Source organism: Corallococcus sp. AB038B (assembly GCF_003668955.1).
Taxonomy (GTDB): Bacteria; Myxococcota; Myxococcia; order Myxococcales; family Myxococcaceae; genus Corallococcus; species Corallococcus exiguus.
Genome location: NZ_RAWO01000001.1, coordinates 2525198 through 2544343 on the forward strand (window position 1 = coordinate 2525198; position 19146 = coordinate 2544343).

11 protein-coding genes are annotated in these 19146 nt (G+C 67.2%); 3 read left to right on the top strand and 8 right to left on the bottom strand.

Going from position 1 to position 19146, the window contains the following annotated elements; translation table 11 throughout:
- Positions 1-6: 6 nt before the first annotated feature.
- The 5 genes from D7Y04_RS10475 to D7Y04_RS10495 all read right to left on the bottom strand — a co-directional run bounded on the left by D7Y04_RS10475 (position 7) and on the right by D7Y04_RS10495 (position 8520).
- A complete protein-coding gene (locus D7Y04_RS10475) occupies positions 7-759 on the bottom strand; it encodes a hypothetical protein (protein WP_121759110.1) in 753 nt (250 codons plus the stop codon).
- A gap of 199 nt (positions 760-958) precedes the next feature.
- Entirely contained in the window at positions 959-4333 is a 3375-nt protein-coding gene (locus D7Y04_RS10480; protein ID WP_121759111.1) for a tetratricopeptide repeat protein, read from the bottom strand.
- 51 nt (positions 4334-4384) lie between these two features.
- Positions 4385-6694, bottom strand: coding sequence for a hypothetical protein (locus D7Y04_RS10485; protein ID WP_121759112.1), 2310 nt, complete (start codon positions 6692-6694; stop codon positions 4385-4387).
- Positions 6691-7368, bottom strand: coding sequence for a hypothetical protein (locus D7Y04_RS10490; protein WP_121759113.1), 678 nt, complete (start codon positions 7366-7368; stop codon positions 6691-6693). The genes D7Y04_RS10485 and D7Y04_RS10490 overlap by 4 nt, the downstream gene beginning before the upstream one ends.
- Before the next feature lie 3 nt (positions 7369-7371).
- Complete coding sequence (locus D7Y04_RS10495) at positions 7372-8520, bottom strand: hypothetical protein (RefSeq protein ID WP_121759114.1); 1149 nt, start codon at positions 8518-8520, stop codon at positions 7372-7374.
- Between the two features lie 242 nt (positions 8521-8762).
- Here D7Y04_RS10495 and D7Y04_RS10500 point away from each other — a divergent pair, with 242 nt between their 5' ends.
- Positions 8763-9884, top strand: a complete 1122-nt coding sequence (locus tag D7Y04_RS10500) for a hypothetical protein (RefSeq protein ID WP_121759115.1) — start codon at positions 8763-8765, stop codon at positions 9882-9884.
- Here D7Y04_RS10500 and D7Y04_RS10505 read toward each other — a convergent pair.
- Positions 9871-10596, bottom strand: coding sequence for a S9 family peptidase (locus D7Y04_RS10505; protein WP_121759116.1), 726 nt, complete (start codon positions 10594-10596; stop codon positions 9871-9873). The two genes, D7Y04_RS10500 and D7Y04_RS10505, sit on opposite strands and share 14 nt — an antisense overlap.
- Before the next feature lie 54 nt (positions 10597-10650).
- Here D7Y04_RS10505 and D7Y04_RS10510 point away from each other — a divergent pair, with 54 nt between their 5' ends.
- On the top strand, positions 10651-11247 hold the full coding sequence (locus D7Y04_RS10510; RefSeq protein WP_121759117.1) for a macro domain-containing protein: 597 nt from the start codon (positions 10651-10653) through the stop codon (positions 11245-11247).
- Positions 11248-11377: 130 nt separating this feature from the next.
- On the top strand, positions 11378-13414 hold the full coding sequence (locus D7Y04_RS10515; RefSeq protein WP_121759118.1) for a zinc-dependent metalloprotease family protein: 2037 nt from the start codon (positions 11378-11380) through the stop codon (positions 13412-13414).
- Positions 13415-13496: 82 nt separating this feature from the next.
- Here the strand turns inward: D7Y04_RS10515 and D7Y04_RS10520 are convergent, their stop codons facing one another.
- Together D7Y04_RS10520 and D7Y04_RS10525 are read right to left on the bottom strand one after the other, a co-directional pair.
- Positions 13497-15230, bottom strand: coding sequence for a S8 family serine peptidase (locus tag D7Y04_RS10520; protein WP_199749637.1), 1734 nt, complete (start codon positions 15228-15230; stop codon positions 13497-13499).
- Positions 15231-15422: 192 nt separating this feature from the next.
- Positions 15423-19031 (bottom strand): FG-GAP-like repeat-containing protein, encoded by a 3609-nt coding sequence (locus D7Y04_RS10525; protein ID WP_121759120.1) that lies wholly within the window; start codon positions 19029-19031, stop codon positions 15423-15425.
- Positions 19032-19146: the final 115 nt, after the last annotated feature.

Sequence of the window (19146 nt, forward strand, 5' to 3'; positions counted from 1 at the left end):
CTTGGCTCAACGCCAGTGAAACAGGAACGAAGCCCCGGGGAGCACGGAGGGTTTGTCCGTGTCCTTCCATTGCTGCTCGGCGAGGAGCCCCAGGTCCAGGGACCACTGGCGCCCCATGTACCGCGCGCCCGCCGTCGCGAAGCCGAACGTGCCGCTGATGCCAGCGACCGGTGAGAGCGCGACCTCCCCCGCGAGGCCCCATCGCTCTCCCAGCCGGACGAAGCCGCCCAGCATGGGCAGGACCATCAGGCTTCCGGAGTGGTAGGTCCCCCAGGCGAAGAAGGGCCGGACCGTGAGCGACACGTGTGCGTCCGCGGTCCCATAGGTGAGGATGCCGTAGACCGAGACAGCGTTGAGCGTGTCCAACAGATAGAGGCCGGTGTCGAAGCTGCCGCCCTGGACGCCGAACGCCAGATGCAGCCGCTCTGTCAGCGGGCTCGATACCTTGATGCCTCCCAGGAGGCTGAAGGGGACGTCGTCGAAGGCACGGCCCATCGAATAGACGAAGCCGGCCGATGCCACGCTCACCGACACGCGTTCGCTCAAGCCCACCTCCGCGACGGTGAAGAGGAGCGCCTGTTGTCCGACGAAGCCCTCTCCCGCATGCAGCGGCAGCGCCGTTGAACCGAGCAGTCCGCGCGTGCGGGTGGGGTTCTCGAACCAACCCCGGGCCGCTGCCGGAGCCAGCTCCTCGGCGCTGACGGAGGCGCCAGGGAGGGCCAACGTCAACATGAGCAGGCAGATGCGATGTGGCGTCATGGGTCCCCCGTCGTGGTGGCGGCCCCATACGCAACCACCATGCCAGGGAGGCCCTGCTCAGGAATCGGGGAGCCGGTGCTCCACCGCGGTCAGCGGAGTGCTGACATGCGAGTCATGCCGCCACGGATTCCCAGCACGTGGCCGTGCTGACGCGGGCAGAGGGCCTTCCCGGCCCCTCCGCTTCAGAATGGCCGTTCAATCAGCGTCGAGGTGTCGTGTTGGTCGGAGTGGGCGCTGAGAGCCGCCCCAGTCCTTCGAGCTGGGTGTGACACCGTTGGATGCTCTGCTTGTCTTGCACGCGCTCGAAGAGGCGCGCCGCTTCCTCGAAATGGATGCGGGCCATTTCCGGCAGTGCACGTTGGACGGACAGCCTGCCCAGCCCCAGGAGGCAGTTGGCCTCACCTCGGAGGGACCCCACCTGCTTCAGCAGGGGACGGGCCTGTTCATAGAGGGCCTGCGCATCGTTCAGGTTCGCGTGTTTGAGCGCGAGGTCTCCCAGGCTGCGAAGGCAGTGCGCCTTGCCGCGCAGGTTCCCCACTTCGGAAAAGAGCATCCGTGCTTCTTCCAGAAGTTTGGCCGAGGACTCGAGCTCACCCAGGCTGCGCAGGCAGTGTGCCTTGCCGAGGCGGTTTCCGGAGTGCCCGAAGAGGCGCTGCGCCTCTTCGAACTGGAGGCGCGCCTCGCTGACCTGTCCCCGGTCCAGTGCGACCTTTCCGAGGCCATGGATGCAGTTGGCCGCACTCAGAGGTGAGTTCGCCGCGTTGAAGTATTGAAGCGCTTTGCTGAAGCAGGACTCCGCCTCATCGAGCCGCCCCCCATCCAACGCGAGGGCTCCCAGTCCTCGGATGCTTCGCGCATAGCCGAGGGTCGCTCTCAGGTGCATGTGCTCGGGATCGAATCGCTCGAAGAGAGGCAATGCCTGTGTGAAGAGGCGCTCCGCATCCTGGTGCCGTGAGCGCTCTTGTGCGACCTGGGCTTCCACTTGGAGGCAGAGCGCCTCGCGAAGGAGATCTCCCTCCTTGCGCGCGACCTCCCGGGCCCGCCCGAGAATCGCCGGAGAGCCATACCCCGAGAACCGCCAGAAGTTGTTGAGTGCCAGCAACGGGTCGATGAACCGGTGCCCCTCGCGTCCCTGAATCCCTTCCAGGAACATGGCTTCGATATTCTCCACTTCGGGCCGGAGTCGTTCGATAGCAAGGGCCCCGAGGGAGCCGCCGACCTGGGGACCGAAGTGACTGGCAAGCCCGCTGTAATGCAGAAGGGTTCGTTCAAGGTCCGTGGGCTCTGGGGGAACGGCTCCCCGAAGGGCTTCGCGTACCAGGGCCTGAACACGCCTCCGGCCGGACGCGTCAACGTGGACAAACCCAAGCTTCGTCAACTCCGAGAGGGCGGCCTCTTCCATGGCAGGAAACAACAGGGAGAGATCTTCCCGTGAGGCACCCTCCGGTAGGTGGGCGAGGAGCGACAGCAACCGGAAGGCCTCCACCGTCAACCTCGACCTGATCCTCTCGGGCTCGATGAGGCTCTCCAGCCTCCTGGGGGAACCTGATGGCGGCTGGGTCTTGCGCATGACCCCTTGCCAGAGTTCCCCGAGGAGGTTGGCGTCGGGATGAAGGGCCAGCTGGCTCCTCGCGAGGCCCGCGAGCAGCTGGATATCGAGCGGCGCGACACCCTCGCCAATCAGCGCCAGGAGCGCCGGGTCGGTGACGTCGACCTGGGGGACCATTTGTTGGAGCAGGCTCTCCGACGCGGGCCCAGTCAGGGGCAGGACCTCAATCGCTCGCTGGGGCCTTCCCGTGCGCGGACAGGGCGGGTGCCTGCCCACGAGCACGAGGGTCAAGTCCTCCATCTGGGCGAGCTCCAACAAGTCCTGGGGGAGCAACCCCTCAGAAGCCTCGTCGACGCCATCGAGGACCAGCACGGCGGAGCCTTCTGAAAGGGCGGCAAGGATGCGGGCTCGCAAGTCGGAACCCGGCGCAACTTCCATGACTTCCGCCATGGCCCCGAAGAGGGAGTCCCCTCGGGTCCCGTCTCTGACGCGGACGAAGTACCTGGCGCTGCCATAGCGGTCGGCCACGCGCGGGTCATGCAGTGCCTCGATGAGGAGCCGGGTCTTGCCAATGCCTCCGCTGCCCGACACACACAGGATTGGCGGGTCGGCCGCGAGCAATGCCCCCACCACGTGTTCCATTTCGTCCGCGCGCCCGATGAAGGGCGACCCCTCACGCGCCGGAAGCCGCGGAGGAGGAATCGCACGGCGACGCGTTCCGACCGGAGTGCTCTCCGCTCCCTTGAGCCTGAACGCGGAGTCTGGCCAGCGTTGGTCTCGTGTTTGATCAAGATCGCTTCGGGCCTGCATCTTCGCGAGGGCTTCCTTGGGAAGCCACGGGAAGTCCTGCTCCAGGGAGGGCTTGGGCCCATGGCGGAGGATGACGTGGTCAAACCGCCTGGGCGACGCGGAGGCGAATCCCACTTCGTATTCACCGCCCATCCGAATGGGATCGCTCATGGCTCCGGGTCGATAGCGGACTCCGAGCGTGAACAGTCGCGAAACCAGGAAGCGGTTCAAGGTGCTGGCATTGCCGCTCAGCGGGTCTTCTGTCTGTCCATTGAGCACGGCCTCGATGCCGGGCCGCAACCGCTCCCGAAGCCAGTCGTCGAGCGCCTTCGGGACCCGCAGCGCGTGATAGCGCTCGGAGAGCGCGTCGGCGCGGACATGGCCGTCCTGGAGCTCGTCCTCGATCTCGAGCAACTCATCCTTCAGGGACTGGGGACAGGATGGGGTCAGGAGCTCCCGGAGCACCTTCTCCTGGCTGAACTCGCGGAGCGTGGCCCGGCAGAGATCCATCAGGCCGCCATCACCTGTGCCTGAGATGAGGATGCGGGTCTTCCGCTGGCGGCCGAATCCTATCTCCTGATCGAGCTCGTCGTTTTCCCAATAGGAGCGACGCCCTATCGCCGGCTCACGCCGCTCGACACCGAAACCCACCGCGAGGACCAGCGCGTCCACTGGCGTGGGAGGGGTGTAGCCTGTCGAATCATTCCATCCGACGCTCTTCAGGCCTCCCTCTGGAAGAAGCGTGGGATGGATGTCTCCAGCGCCCAGGTGAACCGCAAGCTCCACACCCTTCGTGGTCCGCACTGCGTCCCATGCGCTCCGGAGTTGCTCCACGACCTCATGAACCCTTCCCGCCGTCCAGTTGAGCACGGGAAGCTGAGCGGAAGGTTCCTCGGACCCCGGCGCGGGCCAGTCATAGAGATGGGGGTGAATCCAGCGGGTGCGATTCTCCGCGAGAAGGGGCAGGAGCACGTTCTGTTGCTCCAGCACGTCCACCCTGCACCCGCGCAGCGCCGCTCCAGCGGCGAAGGTCATTCCACCCGCGCCCGCGCCGACCACCACCACCCGGGAGCCCGGCTTGAGCCGTTTGCGCTCGAACAGGGCGTGGACGAGGTTCAGCGCCCGGACCTGCTGGGAGTACAGGGTGACGCGTCGCTCGAAGCACCCCAGCAGGAAGACGCCTCTCAGCGTGGGGACTTCCATGTGCTTGAGGATGTCGCGCAGGTGGTTCCGCATGAGTGTCTACCCGTCTGGTGCATCTCGTCCGTTCGCGCCGCCGCCCGCCTGTCAGTGCGGTACTCCAGAAGCCTGTCCCCGTGTCCCCGAAGGTGAAGCAATCCGCGGGTCGTCCTTCCGGAGGTCCGCCTCGCTCAGCATGATGGAGTGGGCGGGTTCCAGGAAGCTGCTCAATCGTTTATTGAGTTCGTAGAGCACGCCTTCCGCGATGGCGGCCGCGGTTCCCTCCCATTCGAAGTCAGCCGGTTGCGCCTGCGCATCTTCCGTGAGCGAGCGGTGGCAGACGCTGTAGGCCACAATCTCCGCCAGGAGCGCACGGAAGTGGAGTGAACCCTGGCCCGGGTAGCCGTCCTCCTCCGAGCCCAGGTAGCGCGCGATGGAGGGGTGCCGTCCGGCGATCTTCAGCAGCCAGGGCTTGTTCTCGTTGCTGGCCCACCTGGCGCGGTAGTGCACGTAGTCCTCGGGGACGATCTTGATTTCGATGCGCGGCATGCCGTCCTTGGAGACGTGGACCTGGGTGGTGGCCCGTTGCCCATTCACCTTCGCTTCGAGCTCGACCGTCGAACCGGGCCTTCTTCCTTCGACGACCACGCGCCCTTCCGCGTAGTTGGTCCCCGTGACGGGGCGCAGCCAGCAGTCCCCCAGCACCACCACCCCGTCTTCATCATGGGAACGGATGACGGCCTGGGTGTCCGTGGGGACGAGTTGGGGGCAGCGGGCAAGGAGCTTCAAGCGTCGCTGTTGGCCCACTCGGACTGAGTACGTCTTGCGTTCAAACTCCAGCGGCATCCCGAAGAGATGGTCAAGCGACGTGGCCCCAATCACCTTGACGGAAGCCCGGGCCGTCAGCCCGCCAGCCATCGCGGTGAGAACGATTCCCACCGCGGGCCGAATCCCCCGAGCGTGGAAGACACCCACGAGCCGCGCCCCATCCCTTTGATCCGCGACCAGATGAATCAGCTCCGTGTCGAGCTGGAGCGCTTCAGGGGCGCTACAGCTGACCGTCACCACCTCGCCCGGCTTGAAACGCGACGTCCGGGCGAAGAGCAGGAACTCCCGCTCATCGCCTACCCGTAGCGCCGAGACGAGCGGCGAGATGGTCAACTCACTGGTGGGGCCTGGAGCCGGCCCCTTTTCACCAGTGAGGGGCCCGGTGCGCTCCTCCGTCCGAGAGAACAGGAAGCGGCTGGCCATCTCCCCCAACTTGTCGAGTCTCCTCCGGGTGTCCTCGCTGCTGATGTCCTCGCTTCGGGCACGCTCGGACTCGAGCTCCTTGGCCAGCAGTTCCCGCAGCACCTCGCGCGGCTTGCGGAAGAGGGCTTCAACGAAGGGGTGGCTGAGCTGGAGCCCGTAGCGCCGGCTCGGATCGATGATGGTGGTCGGATTGTTCAGCGGGTGAACTGTTCGCTTACGGAGTCGCTCGTCGTATTCGCGGAGCATCCGGTCGATGTCGGGGCACTCGATGCGGCCGAAGAAGTACGCAACCCGTGGCTCCTTCTTCAGCTCCTCGAAGATGATGTTCTGATGGATGGCGCGGGTGCTCTTCACCAGGAGCCCCATCTGATGGAACCGGGGCCGTTCGTCAGTCAATGGCGCGGGCGCCCTGAAGATGGACACGCTGGCCTTCACCCCGGCGTAGCCTTCGACCGCGTACGTCTCCTGGTATACGCGCCGTCCCTCTGGCGGCCTGGAGATGAGCCGCCGCCCGGTGCTGGGCTTGCCTCGCTCCCGGAGGGTGACGACCGTGGGCGAGCCTTCGGCCAACAGGTCACGCAATGCGAAGTGCAGGGGAAGGTTCTCGAAAAGGCTGTCGAGCCTCGGCAACGTCACGTTCTCGTCCAGCACCAGGGTGACCGAGGTTCCATTCCTCCTGATTCCCCCCATGCTTTCGCGCAATCTCTGCGTGGCCCTGGCCCTATCCACCAGGAGCGTTAGCTTGAGGTCCCTGCCGAGCTTGCACTTGTAGTGGTGGCCGTTCTTGATGGACTCGTAGGTGAGATCTCCGAGCGCCGTGCAGTCCTTGGCGCCACGCCCCATGACGCCGCGATTGCCCTCCGCGCTCTGGCGTCCTCCAAGGTGGCCAAGCTTCTGCTCCATGTCTCTGGCGTCCATGCCCTCGGCATGATCTCGGATGATCAGCGAGGAGGGCAGGCCGCCGCGCCTCTCGTGATGTTCGATGAGGATGGGGCCGCCATCCCGTTCCAGGTGGTGGGTCTGGAAGAGGCGGTCGTATGAGTCGTCGGCGTTGGTCAGGAGTTCGGCCAGTGCGTCGTAGACATCGCCTATCGCGTAGCCACGGTTGAAGAGGAGGTATCGGCGGTCAACCTGGATATCGACGGCTTTTCCGATGGCGAGGGTCATGACGTTTCCTCCCAGGCGGGAGACAGATGGGGGCTCACCTCGGTGAGCTGGGGGAAGGTCCGGGCGCAGGCATCCAGGAATTGGATGATGTCCGCGTCGTTCGTGAGCTCCGCGAGGGACCGGAGCTTGTCGAAGCGGGTCCTGACCACTTCCTGTGAGGCATCCGGCCGGATGTGTAGGAGATCGGCGAGTTGGTACCAATCCTCCACCGACACGTGGGCGGTTCCGCGGAAGGAGCCGAAGAGCGGGTGCGGGTAGATCTGCCGCCGGAAGCGCTCCAGATCCTGCTTGGGGAGGATGTGCCGAGGCGCTTGCTCCGCGCTCTCATGCTCTCGCAGCTCGTCCTGTAGCCACTCCGCGTTGGCTTGCAGCCAACGGACCCCCTCGGTGGTGAGCCGCCAGCCATCCTTCCTGGGGTCCACGGCATATCTGCCAGCCACGAGGTGTCCCAGTGCGCGCTTCTTCGCGTCCTCCAAGGCGGTCTTCGCGATGTATTTGTCCGGGAAGTGTTGGTACTTCGGCAGCCTCCAGCAGAATCGGTCCGGGGCCAGGTCGAAGGCCTTCGCGGCGATCTCCTCACTGTGGATGGGGTGCCTGGCCCCGTTGAGCAGGCCGAGCGCGTAGACGACCAGTTCGACATTCGTCAGCTCCCGTTTGCCCTTCTCGCTCGCCATGGCTCATCCCTCCCTTTCGTGCAGGAAGTTCCATCCTTGTGGGGTGGCCTCATAGGAGACATGGGTCCCCTCACGGACCCGGTTCGCGAGGCCCAGGTCCGCCATCCTGGAGATCACCCCGGAGCGCTGGGTGGCGATGAAGGTCGACTTCAGTGCGCGCCGCGAGTGTCGTTGCGCCAGTTCCCTGTCCAGGGCCTCCGGCGTGGTGGCTCCGTCCCGGATTGCCCGCAGCACAGCCCGATAGGCCCACGCTTCAATGGGCACCCAGCGGACGATGTGTTTCAGGAGCAAGGCTTTTTCTTCAGGGCCCAATCGCACGCTCGAGCCCGGTTCTCCTCCATCCAGGACCGGACTGGAGAGGAGCGCGAAACGCCAACCCGGTTCCGTCAGTGAGATCCGGTCCGCCCCGACAGGACCGGCCAGCTTGAGCCCCGCGAGCAATCCCGTCATCTCACCGGCCTGGGACAGCGCTCCAACGAACTGGTTGGCGTACCGCCGCAGGCCCTTCCACTGATCGCCAGTCAGAACGGGGAAGGCCGTGGCGAGCCAGTCATCGCGTGCGCGTTGTGCACGCCTGTCCCATTCCGCCAATTGCCCACCGAGTGACATAGCGCTTCGGGCGATGTGGTCCGCGGCCTCATCGAGCCGGATGCCGTCGGGATGTGTCTGATGCAGATGGGCGAGCGCACGGCAGCTCGCCTTGCCCGGAAGAAGCCTGTTGAGTTGGCCCCAGAGCCACCCCTCCAGATCCGGGCACTCGCTCATCCCAGGGGCTGTCTGGCCCACCTGTGCGAAGGTCGCGGGAGGAGTGGACAGGCCTTCGTGTGAAAAGAGAGAGGGAATGCGCCCCCAGGGCTCCACCAGTCCCTTGGACGGCGGAGCACTCGCAAGCGCGGGCTCTTCGCGGCGAGATGGGGACTTGCTGGGAGGTGCCCGCCGGACGCCTTCCTGTTCCGGTGTCGGGCCTTCGGGGACCGGCATGCCGGGAGGGTGGAGAATGGCGACGCCCCGGGTCCGGACCTCCGTGATGAGGACGAAGAGGTTCTGGATGGCCGACTGGATCGCGTCTTGATAGCTGGCGTAGACACCCTGTCCCAACAGAGCGTCGAGCGCTCGCCGTGTTTCATGCGAGCATTCGAAGCAGATGACCATGGCATATCCCTTCCGGTTTCATCCAATGCATGCACATTGGGAACCGATATGTGCAACATCAGGAGACATCAAAGGCATTGATGTCCATCCATCAGGCCGGTTGAGCGCGCTCGGGCTGCCCTCAGCGGATGACCGCCATGCATTCGTGCAGGGCATTGCTCTTGGGCTTATTCTCCCGGTGCGAGTCCCCACACCGGGCGGCGATTCCCGTCAGGATGAAGGCACGCCTAGAGTGCGCGCCCATGCGCGGGTGCTTGCTCATTCTTTCAGTGCTGGGGCTGTTGTCCGGATGCAGCCACTACGGCCTTCCTCCTCCCAACGCGAACCATGGTCACCTGACCATGGCGATGGACGCCTACCTGAGGCACAAGGCCTCCTATCCGTATCTCCTGGATGCGGAGAACTTCGGGGTGCCCGTCCTCCGCATGGCGCAGACCGATGCTCCCGCCCTGGAGCTGGATGCCGCACAGGCGGCCCTCGTTCACGAAGAGGTCGTCCGGACCTTGAAGGGCAAGCCCACGGAGGGCGAGGTCCTCCGGGCCCTGGGGGACCTGCGGGCCGCGTGTGACGCGGGCCATGAGCCGGCATGCACGTACCTGGAGAAGGAGTTCCAGGAGCCCAAGCGCGGCGAGCACCCGTTGAGGTACCCGGATGTCAAGAAGCTCCCGGGGGGCGTCGAGTTCGCGGTGGTCATCGTCCAATGCCATATCTCCGCGGACGGGCGGATGCGGGGCTGCGATGTCATCGAGGACGGGGCGGGGGAGTTTTCACGGAGCTTCATCGAGCAACTGGGCGCGCATCCCTTCCGGCCCGCGACGCTCGCCGGCCACCGGTTCGCCTCGGAGTACCTGTTCGCCGTCACGTGCAGCAGGGGAGGGAATTACAAATACAAGCTGCCCCTGGAGCAGAAGCTGGGATGGGCCCGGCTGAGGGTGTCCCGCTTCCCGGAGAGCTCGGCGGCCTGGATCAACCTGGCCATGCAACTCGCCCTGCACGAACCCCAGGCTCCGGAGTATCCAGCGGTCATCGAACGGGCGTACGCGCTGGCGCCCCGGGCCCGGTGGGTCGCCACGGAACATTCATGGCGGCAGGTCCAGGCGGGGCAGTTCGCCGCTGCCCTTTCGGCCCTCCGCCCCGCGCTGCATGACTCCGAGCAGCGGGAACACCCCAATCCCTACGTGCTGGAAACCGCCGCCGCCGCGCACTTCGGGCTTCATCGGTGTGCGGAGGCACTGGCCGCGCAACGGCAGGCCGTGGACGAACTGCCCATCGAGTGGCCCACCCCTGAACGTGAGCGCTTCAAGCACAGGCTCCAGGAGTACGAAGCCACGTGCGGTGCGGTCCCGGCCGTCAGCGCAAGATGAAGCGTGACAGCCAGTCCGCCGCATCGCGGGTCGCCTCCTGCCAGTCCGCTTCTCGCATCATGTGGCCGGACTCCGGGAACTCGCGGTGGCGCAGCCGTTCCGGGGCCTCGGCGTAGAGGGGCTTCAGTTGCACGTGGAGCGCCTTCGCGGGACCAGGAGGCACCACGTCGTCCTTCCCTGCGGTCTGGCTGAAGAGGGCCGTGGGGAAGAAGCGCTGCGGGTGGTGGTGCGGGCTGGCCGGTCTGGGCAGGCCCCACTCCGGTGAGCCGAGGAAGGGCACGGCGGCGCGCAGCCGCTGCTCCCGCACGAGCGCCGCGTAGGTGATGTAACCGCCCAGGGAGACACCGCCGATTCCCAGGCGAGCCGGGTCGGCGCCGTGCTCCTCCACCAGCGCATCGAGCAGGGCGGGCACCTCGTTCGCGGTGGACTCGACCACGTCGAGGAACTCCTCCAGCCCGCGGGGATTCCCCTCGGCGAAGCGCGCGTCGAAGTCCGGGAAGCGGCGCTCGCCATGTCCCACGGCGTCCACCCCCACCGCGAAGAGCCCCTGGTCCGCGAAGAGTCGCAGCTCGCGCTCGTGGACCTCCTTGCCCCCGCCCAGTCCGTGGAAGAAGAGGACCACGCCCCGGCGGAGCGCTTCCTGCCTCGACCCCTGATGGATGCCCAGCACGGGGGCCCGGGCGAGGATGAAGCGCGACGTGTGGAGACTCATGGGCAGACTCCTTTGTGGCGAGGGCACTTGCCGCGAAGTGCTAGACCCCAGGATATGCTCCCCGAGAAGATCTACCTCATCGACCGCTCACCGCAGTTGGTGCGGGCCTGGACGGAAGCTTTTGATCCGTTCGACTTCGTCGCCGTGCGGGAGGAGGACTTCTTCGCCATTCCGACGGACGCCATGGTCAGTCCAGCCAACAGCTTCGGCATCATGGACGGAGGACTGGACCTGGCGATCCGCGACACCCTGGGCCTCCAGGTCCAGGAGGCCGTGCAGCGCGCCATCCTGGCGGAGCACCACGGCGAGCTTCCCGTCGGCGCCGCGGTGCTCGTCCCCTCCGGCGACACGCGCTGGCCATTTCTCGTGGCAGCGCCGACCATGCGCATCCCGGAGAGCATCGCGCAGACGGTCCACGCCTATCTCGCGTTCCGTGCCGTCCTGCTCGCCGTGAAGCGACACAACCAGGCCGCGGGCGCTCAGGCCATTCGCACCCTGGTCTGCCCGGGGCTCGGCACCGGCATTGGCGGGATGGATGTCCGGCGCTGCGCCGTGCAGATGCGGATGGCGTTGATGCACGTCCTCGACCCCGCGCGCATCCCGTCCTTCCGGGACATCCACCTCGCGCACCGCGCGATGCGCGCCGTCTAGGACGGAGCCTCTCTAAAATCCGCGTGACATCTCCGGATGATGCATTGCGCACGCGCGCGGCCGGGGGCACAAGGCGCGCGGCGGTCGCCCGTCGCACTCCCGCGCCGGGCCACCGTTCGCTGGAGGGGAAATGTCCCGCATGTGCCTCATCGCCGCGCTCGTATGGCTCGCGGCCTGTAACACGCAGGTTTCCAACCCTGAGGAGCACGCGGCCCATGAACAGGTGGTTCAGGGCGAGCTCGAAGTCCGGGTCGTGGATGCGCCGTCGTTCAAGGCGTCACGTGAGGAGTTCTTCCTCGTCGTCGGAGACAAGCATCTGCCGCTGGTCTTCACCGGTGGAACACCGGAGGGGTTGCGCAGCGGTCAGCGGGTGACGCTGCGCGGGACCCAGGGGGAGCACCGCTTCATGGCCCGGAGCGTGGAGGTGGACCGCCACGCCTCGGCCGTGCAGTCCACTTCGGGCGCGTGTGGCGGCACCGGGGTGCAGCGCAGCCTCGTCATCCTCGCGGCCTTCCCGGGCATGCCCCAGCCGGCAGCCACCCCGCAAGGAATCCATGATGCGTTCTTCTCCACCACGCAGCGCTCACTGGCGACCTACTGGAGCGAGGTGTCCGAGGGCCGCACCACGACCACGGGCAACGTGCGGGGCTGGTACACGCTGGACCGCGCCTATTCCTGCTCGGAGACGGACGCCATGCGTGACGCGGCCGTGCGGGCGGCGGACGCGGACGTGGACTTCCGGCAGTACGACCGCATCTTCATCGTCCACCCCAATCCCACGCAGGGTTGCGCCTACGCGGGGCAGGCCACCTTGTCTTGCGGACAGGTCGCGACGGCGGATGGCACCGTGACGGCCTCCATGGCCTGGCTCGTCGCGGACTGGATGACGAGCCACGACACCGCCGTGAAGCTGGTGACACATGAGGCAGGTCACAACCTCTCGCTGAACCACGCGAGTTCGCGCGACTTCGGCGCGCAGCCGCTGGGCATGCCGGGCACCCTGGGGACCATCGACGAGTACGGGGACCTCTTCTCGTCGATGGGCGATTGGAACCTGGGCCACTACGCGGCGCCGCACAAGGCACGCATCGGCTGGTTGGATTCATCCGCGGTGGCCCAGGTGGAGGGCACCGGCGGCACCTTCACGCTCGCGCCGGTGGTGGCGTCCGGTGGACTCAAGGCGCTCAAGGTGCGCCGGCGCGCTGGTGCCAACGACTGGCTTTGGGTGGAGTACCGCCGGCCCGTGGGGCTCTTCGAGTCGACGTTGGCGTCCCAGGTGTTCGGCGGCGCGCTCATCCACCTGGAGGACGCGGACACGCGGGACGGCACCCACCTGCTCGACTTCACGCCGGGGACGTCCTCCTGGGGCGACCCGGCCCTGTTGCCGGGCACGACGTGGAATGACCCGTACAGCGACCTCTCCCTCACGGTGGATGCGGCGACGGCCGCGGGGCTGACGGTGAGCATCCAGTACCGCACGACGAGCTGTGTGCAGGCCGTGCCCGAAGTGCGGGTGACGCCCCTGGAGCCGACCTTCTGGCCCGGAGCGCGGCCGGAGTTCGCGCTGGAGTTGATCAACCGGGACTCGGCCGGCTGCGGTCCGAGCACCTTCCAGCTCTCCGCCATCGTCCCGCCGGGCTGGGGCTTTGACCCGCTGCCCGCGCAGCGCACGGTCGCAGCCTCAAGCACCGACACCCTGGGTCTCCAGACATATGTGCCCTACAGCATGCCGCCCGGGCTCTACACGGCGGGCGTCACCGTCACGAGGGGCAGTCAGAGCGTGCAGGGCACGGCCACGGTGGAGGTCGTCGAGCGTTGCATCGCGACGCCGCCCACGCTGTCGCTCTCGCCCGCGACCGTGACGGCGGCCCCGGGCTCGGACGTCACGTGGACGGTGAGCGTCACCAACAACGACTCCGCCTCGTGCAATTGGGTCTGGTACGACTTCTGGAGCACCCTGCCGGATGGCTGGGACACGTCCTGGTCCGACTGGGGCGTCAACCTGCCTCCGGGCGGCGACTACACCTTCACGATGACCAAGACCGTGCCTCCAGGCGCGCGCGGCACGCACACCGTGGACCTGATCATCAATCAAGATGAGTTCGGCATCGCGGCCAGCGCCACGGCCACGGTGAACGTGGCCAGCAATCCGCCGAGCGCGCGGTGAAGGAAGCGGCGGTCCGCGTGCACCTCCCGACGCGGACCGCCTGCCTCTCCCTGTTGCCACCCGGCGCGTGCCGGGTTCCTCCCTACGGGCCGAAGCGCTGCCGGTACTCAGGGGACGTGATGAGTCCGTTGACGACGCCCCTGTAATCCCCCGTATCGAGCAGGTACCGGTACCAGAAGAGGACGCCGTCGGGGTCGCGGGTGCGTTGGAGGAACTTCCAATAGACGTGGTTGAGGAAGGCGTCGTCGTAGTTGGGCGATGACGGGTTGAGCTCGGGGTACATCGACTGGCTCTCCGGCGACCGGAGCATGTCGAGCGCGATGGTGGCCCGGGTGGAGGCCACGCACGTCGGGTCGCCATTGCACGCGTTCAGCAGACCCAGGTGGTAGTTCCACCCGGAGGTGTCTGGCTTGCGCTTGAGCACGTCGTAGTAGAGCTGCTGCACGAAGAAGCTCGACTGGGCGATGGGGTTGGCCGCTCCGTAGCTGACCGCGGCATTCACGGCGGCGGTCGCGTCGACGATTCCAATGCCGCAGCCCATACAGTTCGCCGGGAAGGGCCTGGACGTGGAGCGCAACAACGAGGTCACCGCGTCGACTCGCAAGGATGGGTTGGCCGACAACATCAGCGCCGCCACGCCCGCCACGTGCGGCGCGGCCATGGAGGTGCCGGAGCTGTAGTCATACGTGTCGCTCCCCGGGACGGTGGTGCCTGAGTTGTACGTCGAGAGGACATTCTCCCCGGGCGCCGCGAGCGCCACCGTCGGACCGTGATTCGAGAACCACGACCGGGCGCCTGATGCATCCAGCGAGGCCACGGCGACCACCCCCGGGCAATTGGCCGGCGCGGAATTGGCGGCGTCAGTGCCGCTGTTGCCCGCGGCGACGACCACGACCGCCCCCCGGAGCCGAGCGCTGTCGATGGCATTGGCGTAGGTGTAGTTGCAGGCGCCGGGGCCCCCCAGCGACAGATTGATCACGCGCGCGGGAGTCGTGTTGTCGGGCACTCCGGCGACCGGAGCGCCCGCGGCCCACTGGATGCCGTCCGCGATGTCCGACGTGTAACCGCCGCACATGCCAAGCACGCGCACCGGCAGGATTCTGGCGCCATGGGCCACGCCCGCGACGCCCAGTCCATTGTTCGTCAGAGCGCCGACGGTGCCGGCCACGTGGGTGCCGTGCCATGAGCTGGTCTGCCGATTGGGATCGCTGACGCACCAGTCGCCCGGATCCCGCGCGTCGCCGTCGCGTCCATCGCCGTCATTGGGATTGACGGCACCACCCCAGAAGGGAAGCGTGACGAAGTCGTATCCCCCCAGGAGGTTGGCGGCCAGGTCGACATGCGGGCGATACCCGGTGTCCACCACTGCGACGACCACGCCGGCGCCCCGGGTTCGGTCCCACGCGGCGGGGGCGTTGATGCCCGGAAGGGAAGGGGAGAGATTGGGCTGGAAGGCGTAGAGCGGATCATTCGGCACCAGCGTGGGCCGCATGATGAGGTCTGGCTCGGCGTACTCCACCTCCGGGTTGGCGCCGGATATCCGCCGGGCCAATGCCAGGGCTTCCTCATACGCCATCTTCCGGTCCATGGCCCACACCTGCGCTCCCCTCCCGTCGGTGCGCAGTTGCCGGGCGCCGAGTCCGCGCTGTAGGGCCACGTCCATGACCTGGCGGCTTGCCAACCGCGCGCCGTTGGCGCTCTTCCGGGCCGCGGCATGGTCGCGGTAGCGGACGATGATGCGGTCCGTGGGATACGGATCCACCGCCCGGGTTTGCTGGCCCGTGGACCCGAACGCGAGCAGGGGCGTCAGCGTCAAAAAAGCAGCCCATCCTCTTGAGCGAGGATGAAGCGCGGAATGCATTGTCATGGCAAGGGTCCTTGGGGGGCTGTTCGGGGAAATGCGAGGCCTGTCATTGAATCAGAAAGGGCATCCCATTTCCTCGAGCCGGGCCCGGTTCCGGGCTGAGCCGGAACCGGGCCGCGGATGCAGCCGTCCCTGCGTACCCGGTCAGGGCAGACAGACGTTCATCACCAGGGTCGCGCTCTGGGCGTCATCATCCGCGAGCGCCAGGTCCGGCAGTCCGTCCCCGTTCCAGTCCGCGCTCAACGCGTCCTGGACGGCCCTCCCCCAGACGGTCCTGGGTCCAGCCGCGTAGGCTCCGGCGGGCTGCTGGAGCACGATGGCGGCCTCGTGGTTGCTGAACGAGAAGAGGTCCACCTGTCCGTCACCGTTGAAGTCGTCGGTGAGGACGCGGATTGCACCCCGGGCCCCCAGCGGGGTCAGCGGCGTCAGGGTGGGTTGGCGGGCGGTATCGAAGGTGAGGAACCCCAGCGCGCGCTGCTCCAGCGTGATTCCGACGCGCCCCTGGCCCTCCAGGTCCGCGCGGCCCATGGCCCAGAAGTTCACCTCGGCGGTGAACGTCGTGGGGCCGGTGAGCGTGCCGTCGCCCCTGCCCCAGAGCACGTGGACCAGGCCCACCGTGATGCTGGGCGTTCCCTGGCGCATCACCGCGAGGTCCATGTGTCCATCCCGGTCCAGGTCCGCGGCGAGGAGCCGCGAGAACGGGCCCGTGGCGGCGACCTTGAAATCCACCCGGGGAGCGAAGCGCCCACCGCCCACGTTGAGCCACACGCTCAGCTGAATCTGGCTGTACGAAAGCGAGCGCAGGGTCACGAGGTCGAACCGGCCGTCCTCGTTGAGGTCCACCTTGATCAGTTCCTGCGTATCCGCCCCCTCGCTGTAGCGCTCGGCCGGGCTGAAGTCCCCGCCCGCCGCGCGCTTGAAGATGACCAACTGGGGGGCCACCGTCGTGCCCGACACCGTGGTGATGGCCGCCAGGTCCTCCTGGCCATCCTCATCCAGGTCCCCCGCGACGATGTCCTGCACGCCGCCCGTGAGCGTGCTCCCCGTGGGCGGCACGAAGACCGGTGTCAGCAGGCCGGCGCCGCGCGCTCCAATGCCAGACAACGACAAGGCAATGGCATTCTTCTCATGGACGCCCACGGCCAGATCCGCGGCCCCGTCCCCGTTGAAGTCCGCGCTCGCAATCCCCGCGGGCTTGCCTTCCAGCCGCAGGCTTTCAGGCGTCAGGGGGCCTCCCCAGAGAATCCGGACGTCCGGGTAGCTGTCCGCGAGGACGACATCCCTCCGGCCATCCCCGTCGAAATCGCCCACGGCGGGCGCGGCGCCCTCTCCACTGAAGCCATAGGTCATCAGGGGCGCGAAGGGCGGGGTGGACGTGCTGCCCCGCAGCAGGTTCAGCCTTCCACCCGAGACGTTCGTCCAGAAGAGGTCATCCAGCCCGTCCGCATCCAGGTCCACTGCCACGGGGTAGGAATACACGCCGCCCGTGGGTGCGGGGATCGAGTACTGCGTCATCAGGCCCAGCGTGCCCGAGGGGGAATTGTAGATGCGCACCTGATCCGACGACACGATGGCCAGGTCGTTCCGCGTGCCATCGTGGTCGAAGTCACCGACCGCCATGTCTCCGTAGCAATAGGAGCAGGGGGCATACACGGGGACCTTGAAGGATCCGGTCCCGGTGCCGTTGGCCTGGACGACGCGGTTGTTGGCGTTGTCGACCCGGGCGTAGTCCAGGAACCCGTCGCCGTTGAAGTCCGCGACGGCCGGGCAGTAGGGCGCCGAAGAGGCGACGGTCGTGGGCGCGGAGAAGCTCCCATTGCCCGCGCCACGGTAGAGGAGGATCCGCTTGTCGGTGGTGTGCGCGAGCACATCCAGCGTCCCGTCAGAGGTGAAGTCTCCGGTCAGGAGGCAGTCCATCCCGACATTCACGGCCAGCCGCGTGGGAATGGGCGTCTGGAAGGTCCCCGCGCCCGTGCCCGGGAAGACGACAAAGCCTCCCGCGGTCGTGCTGTCTTCTTTCAGGATGGCCGCGACGTCCAGCTTCCCATCCCCATTGAAGTCCGCCACGGCGGGCCGCAGTTCCTTGAAGCTCGTGCCTGCGGAGACCGAGGGCGCAAGCTTTGTCATGGAACGGCGGGGCCCGCTGGCGAGCACGACGAGGCGGTAGACGTTGCCCACGACCGCGTCCGCGAGCCCATCCCCCGTGAAGTCACCGGCCCCCACGAAGCTGCTCACCTCGTTGAAGAGGTGTCCGGAGGCCGGCGCGAAGGAGGGGACCTCGCAGGCCAGCGGGGCGACGTGGCGGTGGAGCACGGGGGCTGACGGCCGGCCTGGTCCCGCGGAGTTGAGCGCCTTCACGTGGAAGCGGTAGGTGTTGCCGGACACGAGGCCCGGCACGGTCGCGATGTGCGTGCCCGCCGGGACGGTGACGGAGCTCCCACCGGGCGACGCGGTGACCTGGTATTCCGTGACGGCATCTCCCGCGGGTGCGGTCGCCGGGTTCCAGACCACGACGGCGCCCTGGACGGTGGAGGTGACGCGGACATCCGTGGGCGCCCGGGGCTGCGGGCGCGTGAGGACGGGGCCAAACGAGGCCGGCGGGCCTTCACCCACCCCGCTCAGGGCGCTCACGGTGAAGGTATACGGCGTCTCCAGCGTGAGCCCGGAGATGGAGGCGACCAGGAGGTTGGCGGGAACCGTGCGTTCCGCGCCCGCGGGCGTGGACGTCAGCCTGTAATAGGTGACGGGAGCGCCTCCGTCAGAGGCAGGCGGACGCCAATCCAGTTCGAGGTTTCCCTGGTGGAAGACGCCCGTGAGGTTGATGGGCGCGGAAGGGAGGGAGGGGGTGGTGACCGCGCTGGACGTCGCCGCGGTTCCCGTCCCCGTCGAGTTCTGGGCGGCCACGTTGAAGGTATAGGTCACGCCATTGGCCAGGCCGCCGATGGTCGCGGAGGTCACGGTGGAACTCGCGTACTGGGTGAGGCCTCCCGGCTGCGTGGTGATGACATATCCGGAGATGGCGCCACCGCCATTGCTGGTGGGGGCCGTCCACCGCACCGTCGCGTAACGGATGCCCGCCGTCGCCGTCACGTTCTGGGGCGCGCTCGGAAGGGCCGCGGGCCTCAGGGTGCCTGTCGAACCGGAAGGCTGTGAATTGCCCACGGCGTTGGTGGCCAGCACCGTGAACGTGTACGGCTGCCCATTGGTGAGCCCGGTGACGACGAAGGACGTCCCAGGGGTGACGTACGTCTGTCCTCCGGGGGAGGCGGTGACGGTGTAGCCCTGGATGGGCTGTCCCCCATTCGCCGGGGCGTACCAGTTCAACTCCACCTGCTGGTCGCCCGACTTGTATGTGCCCCAGCTGGGACTGGTGGGGACATCGGAGGTGCGCACGTAGGCGGATGCGCTCGAGGTCTGGCGGGTGCCATCCGCGAGGATGGGTGTCACGGTGAACTTGTAGTTCGTCCCGTTCGCCAGCCCCGTCACCAGGGTGCTCCGGGCCGTGGGGCCCGTGACGACCCTGGCACTTCCAGGCGTGGCCACGACTTCAAAAGAGGTGAGGGGGCTGCCGGTGCCATCCGGCGTGTAGCTCCAGGAGACGGTCATCTCCCGGATGCCCGCGACCGCGGTGACTCCCGAGGGGGCTGCAATGGCTTGCTTCTGGACTGTCACGGCGGAGGAAGGCTCCGCTCCACACCCGAGCGTACCGACACCGATGAGGGTCGTCGTCAGGAACAACAAGGCAGTTCGCATTCGCGTTTTTTCTCCTGTCAGGGGGCGTCAGGAGTTGAAGACATTACTCCTCCCGTCTGACATGCCAGGGGCCCAGGTTTGCCGGTCAGTTGGGGCGCGTCTGCGTTTACGTCTC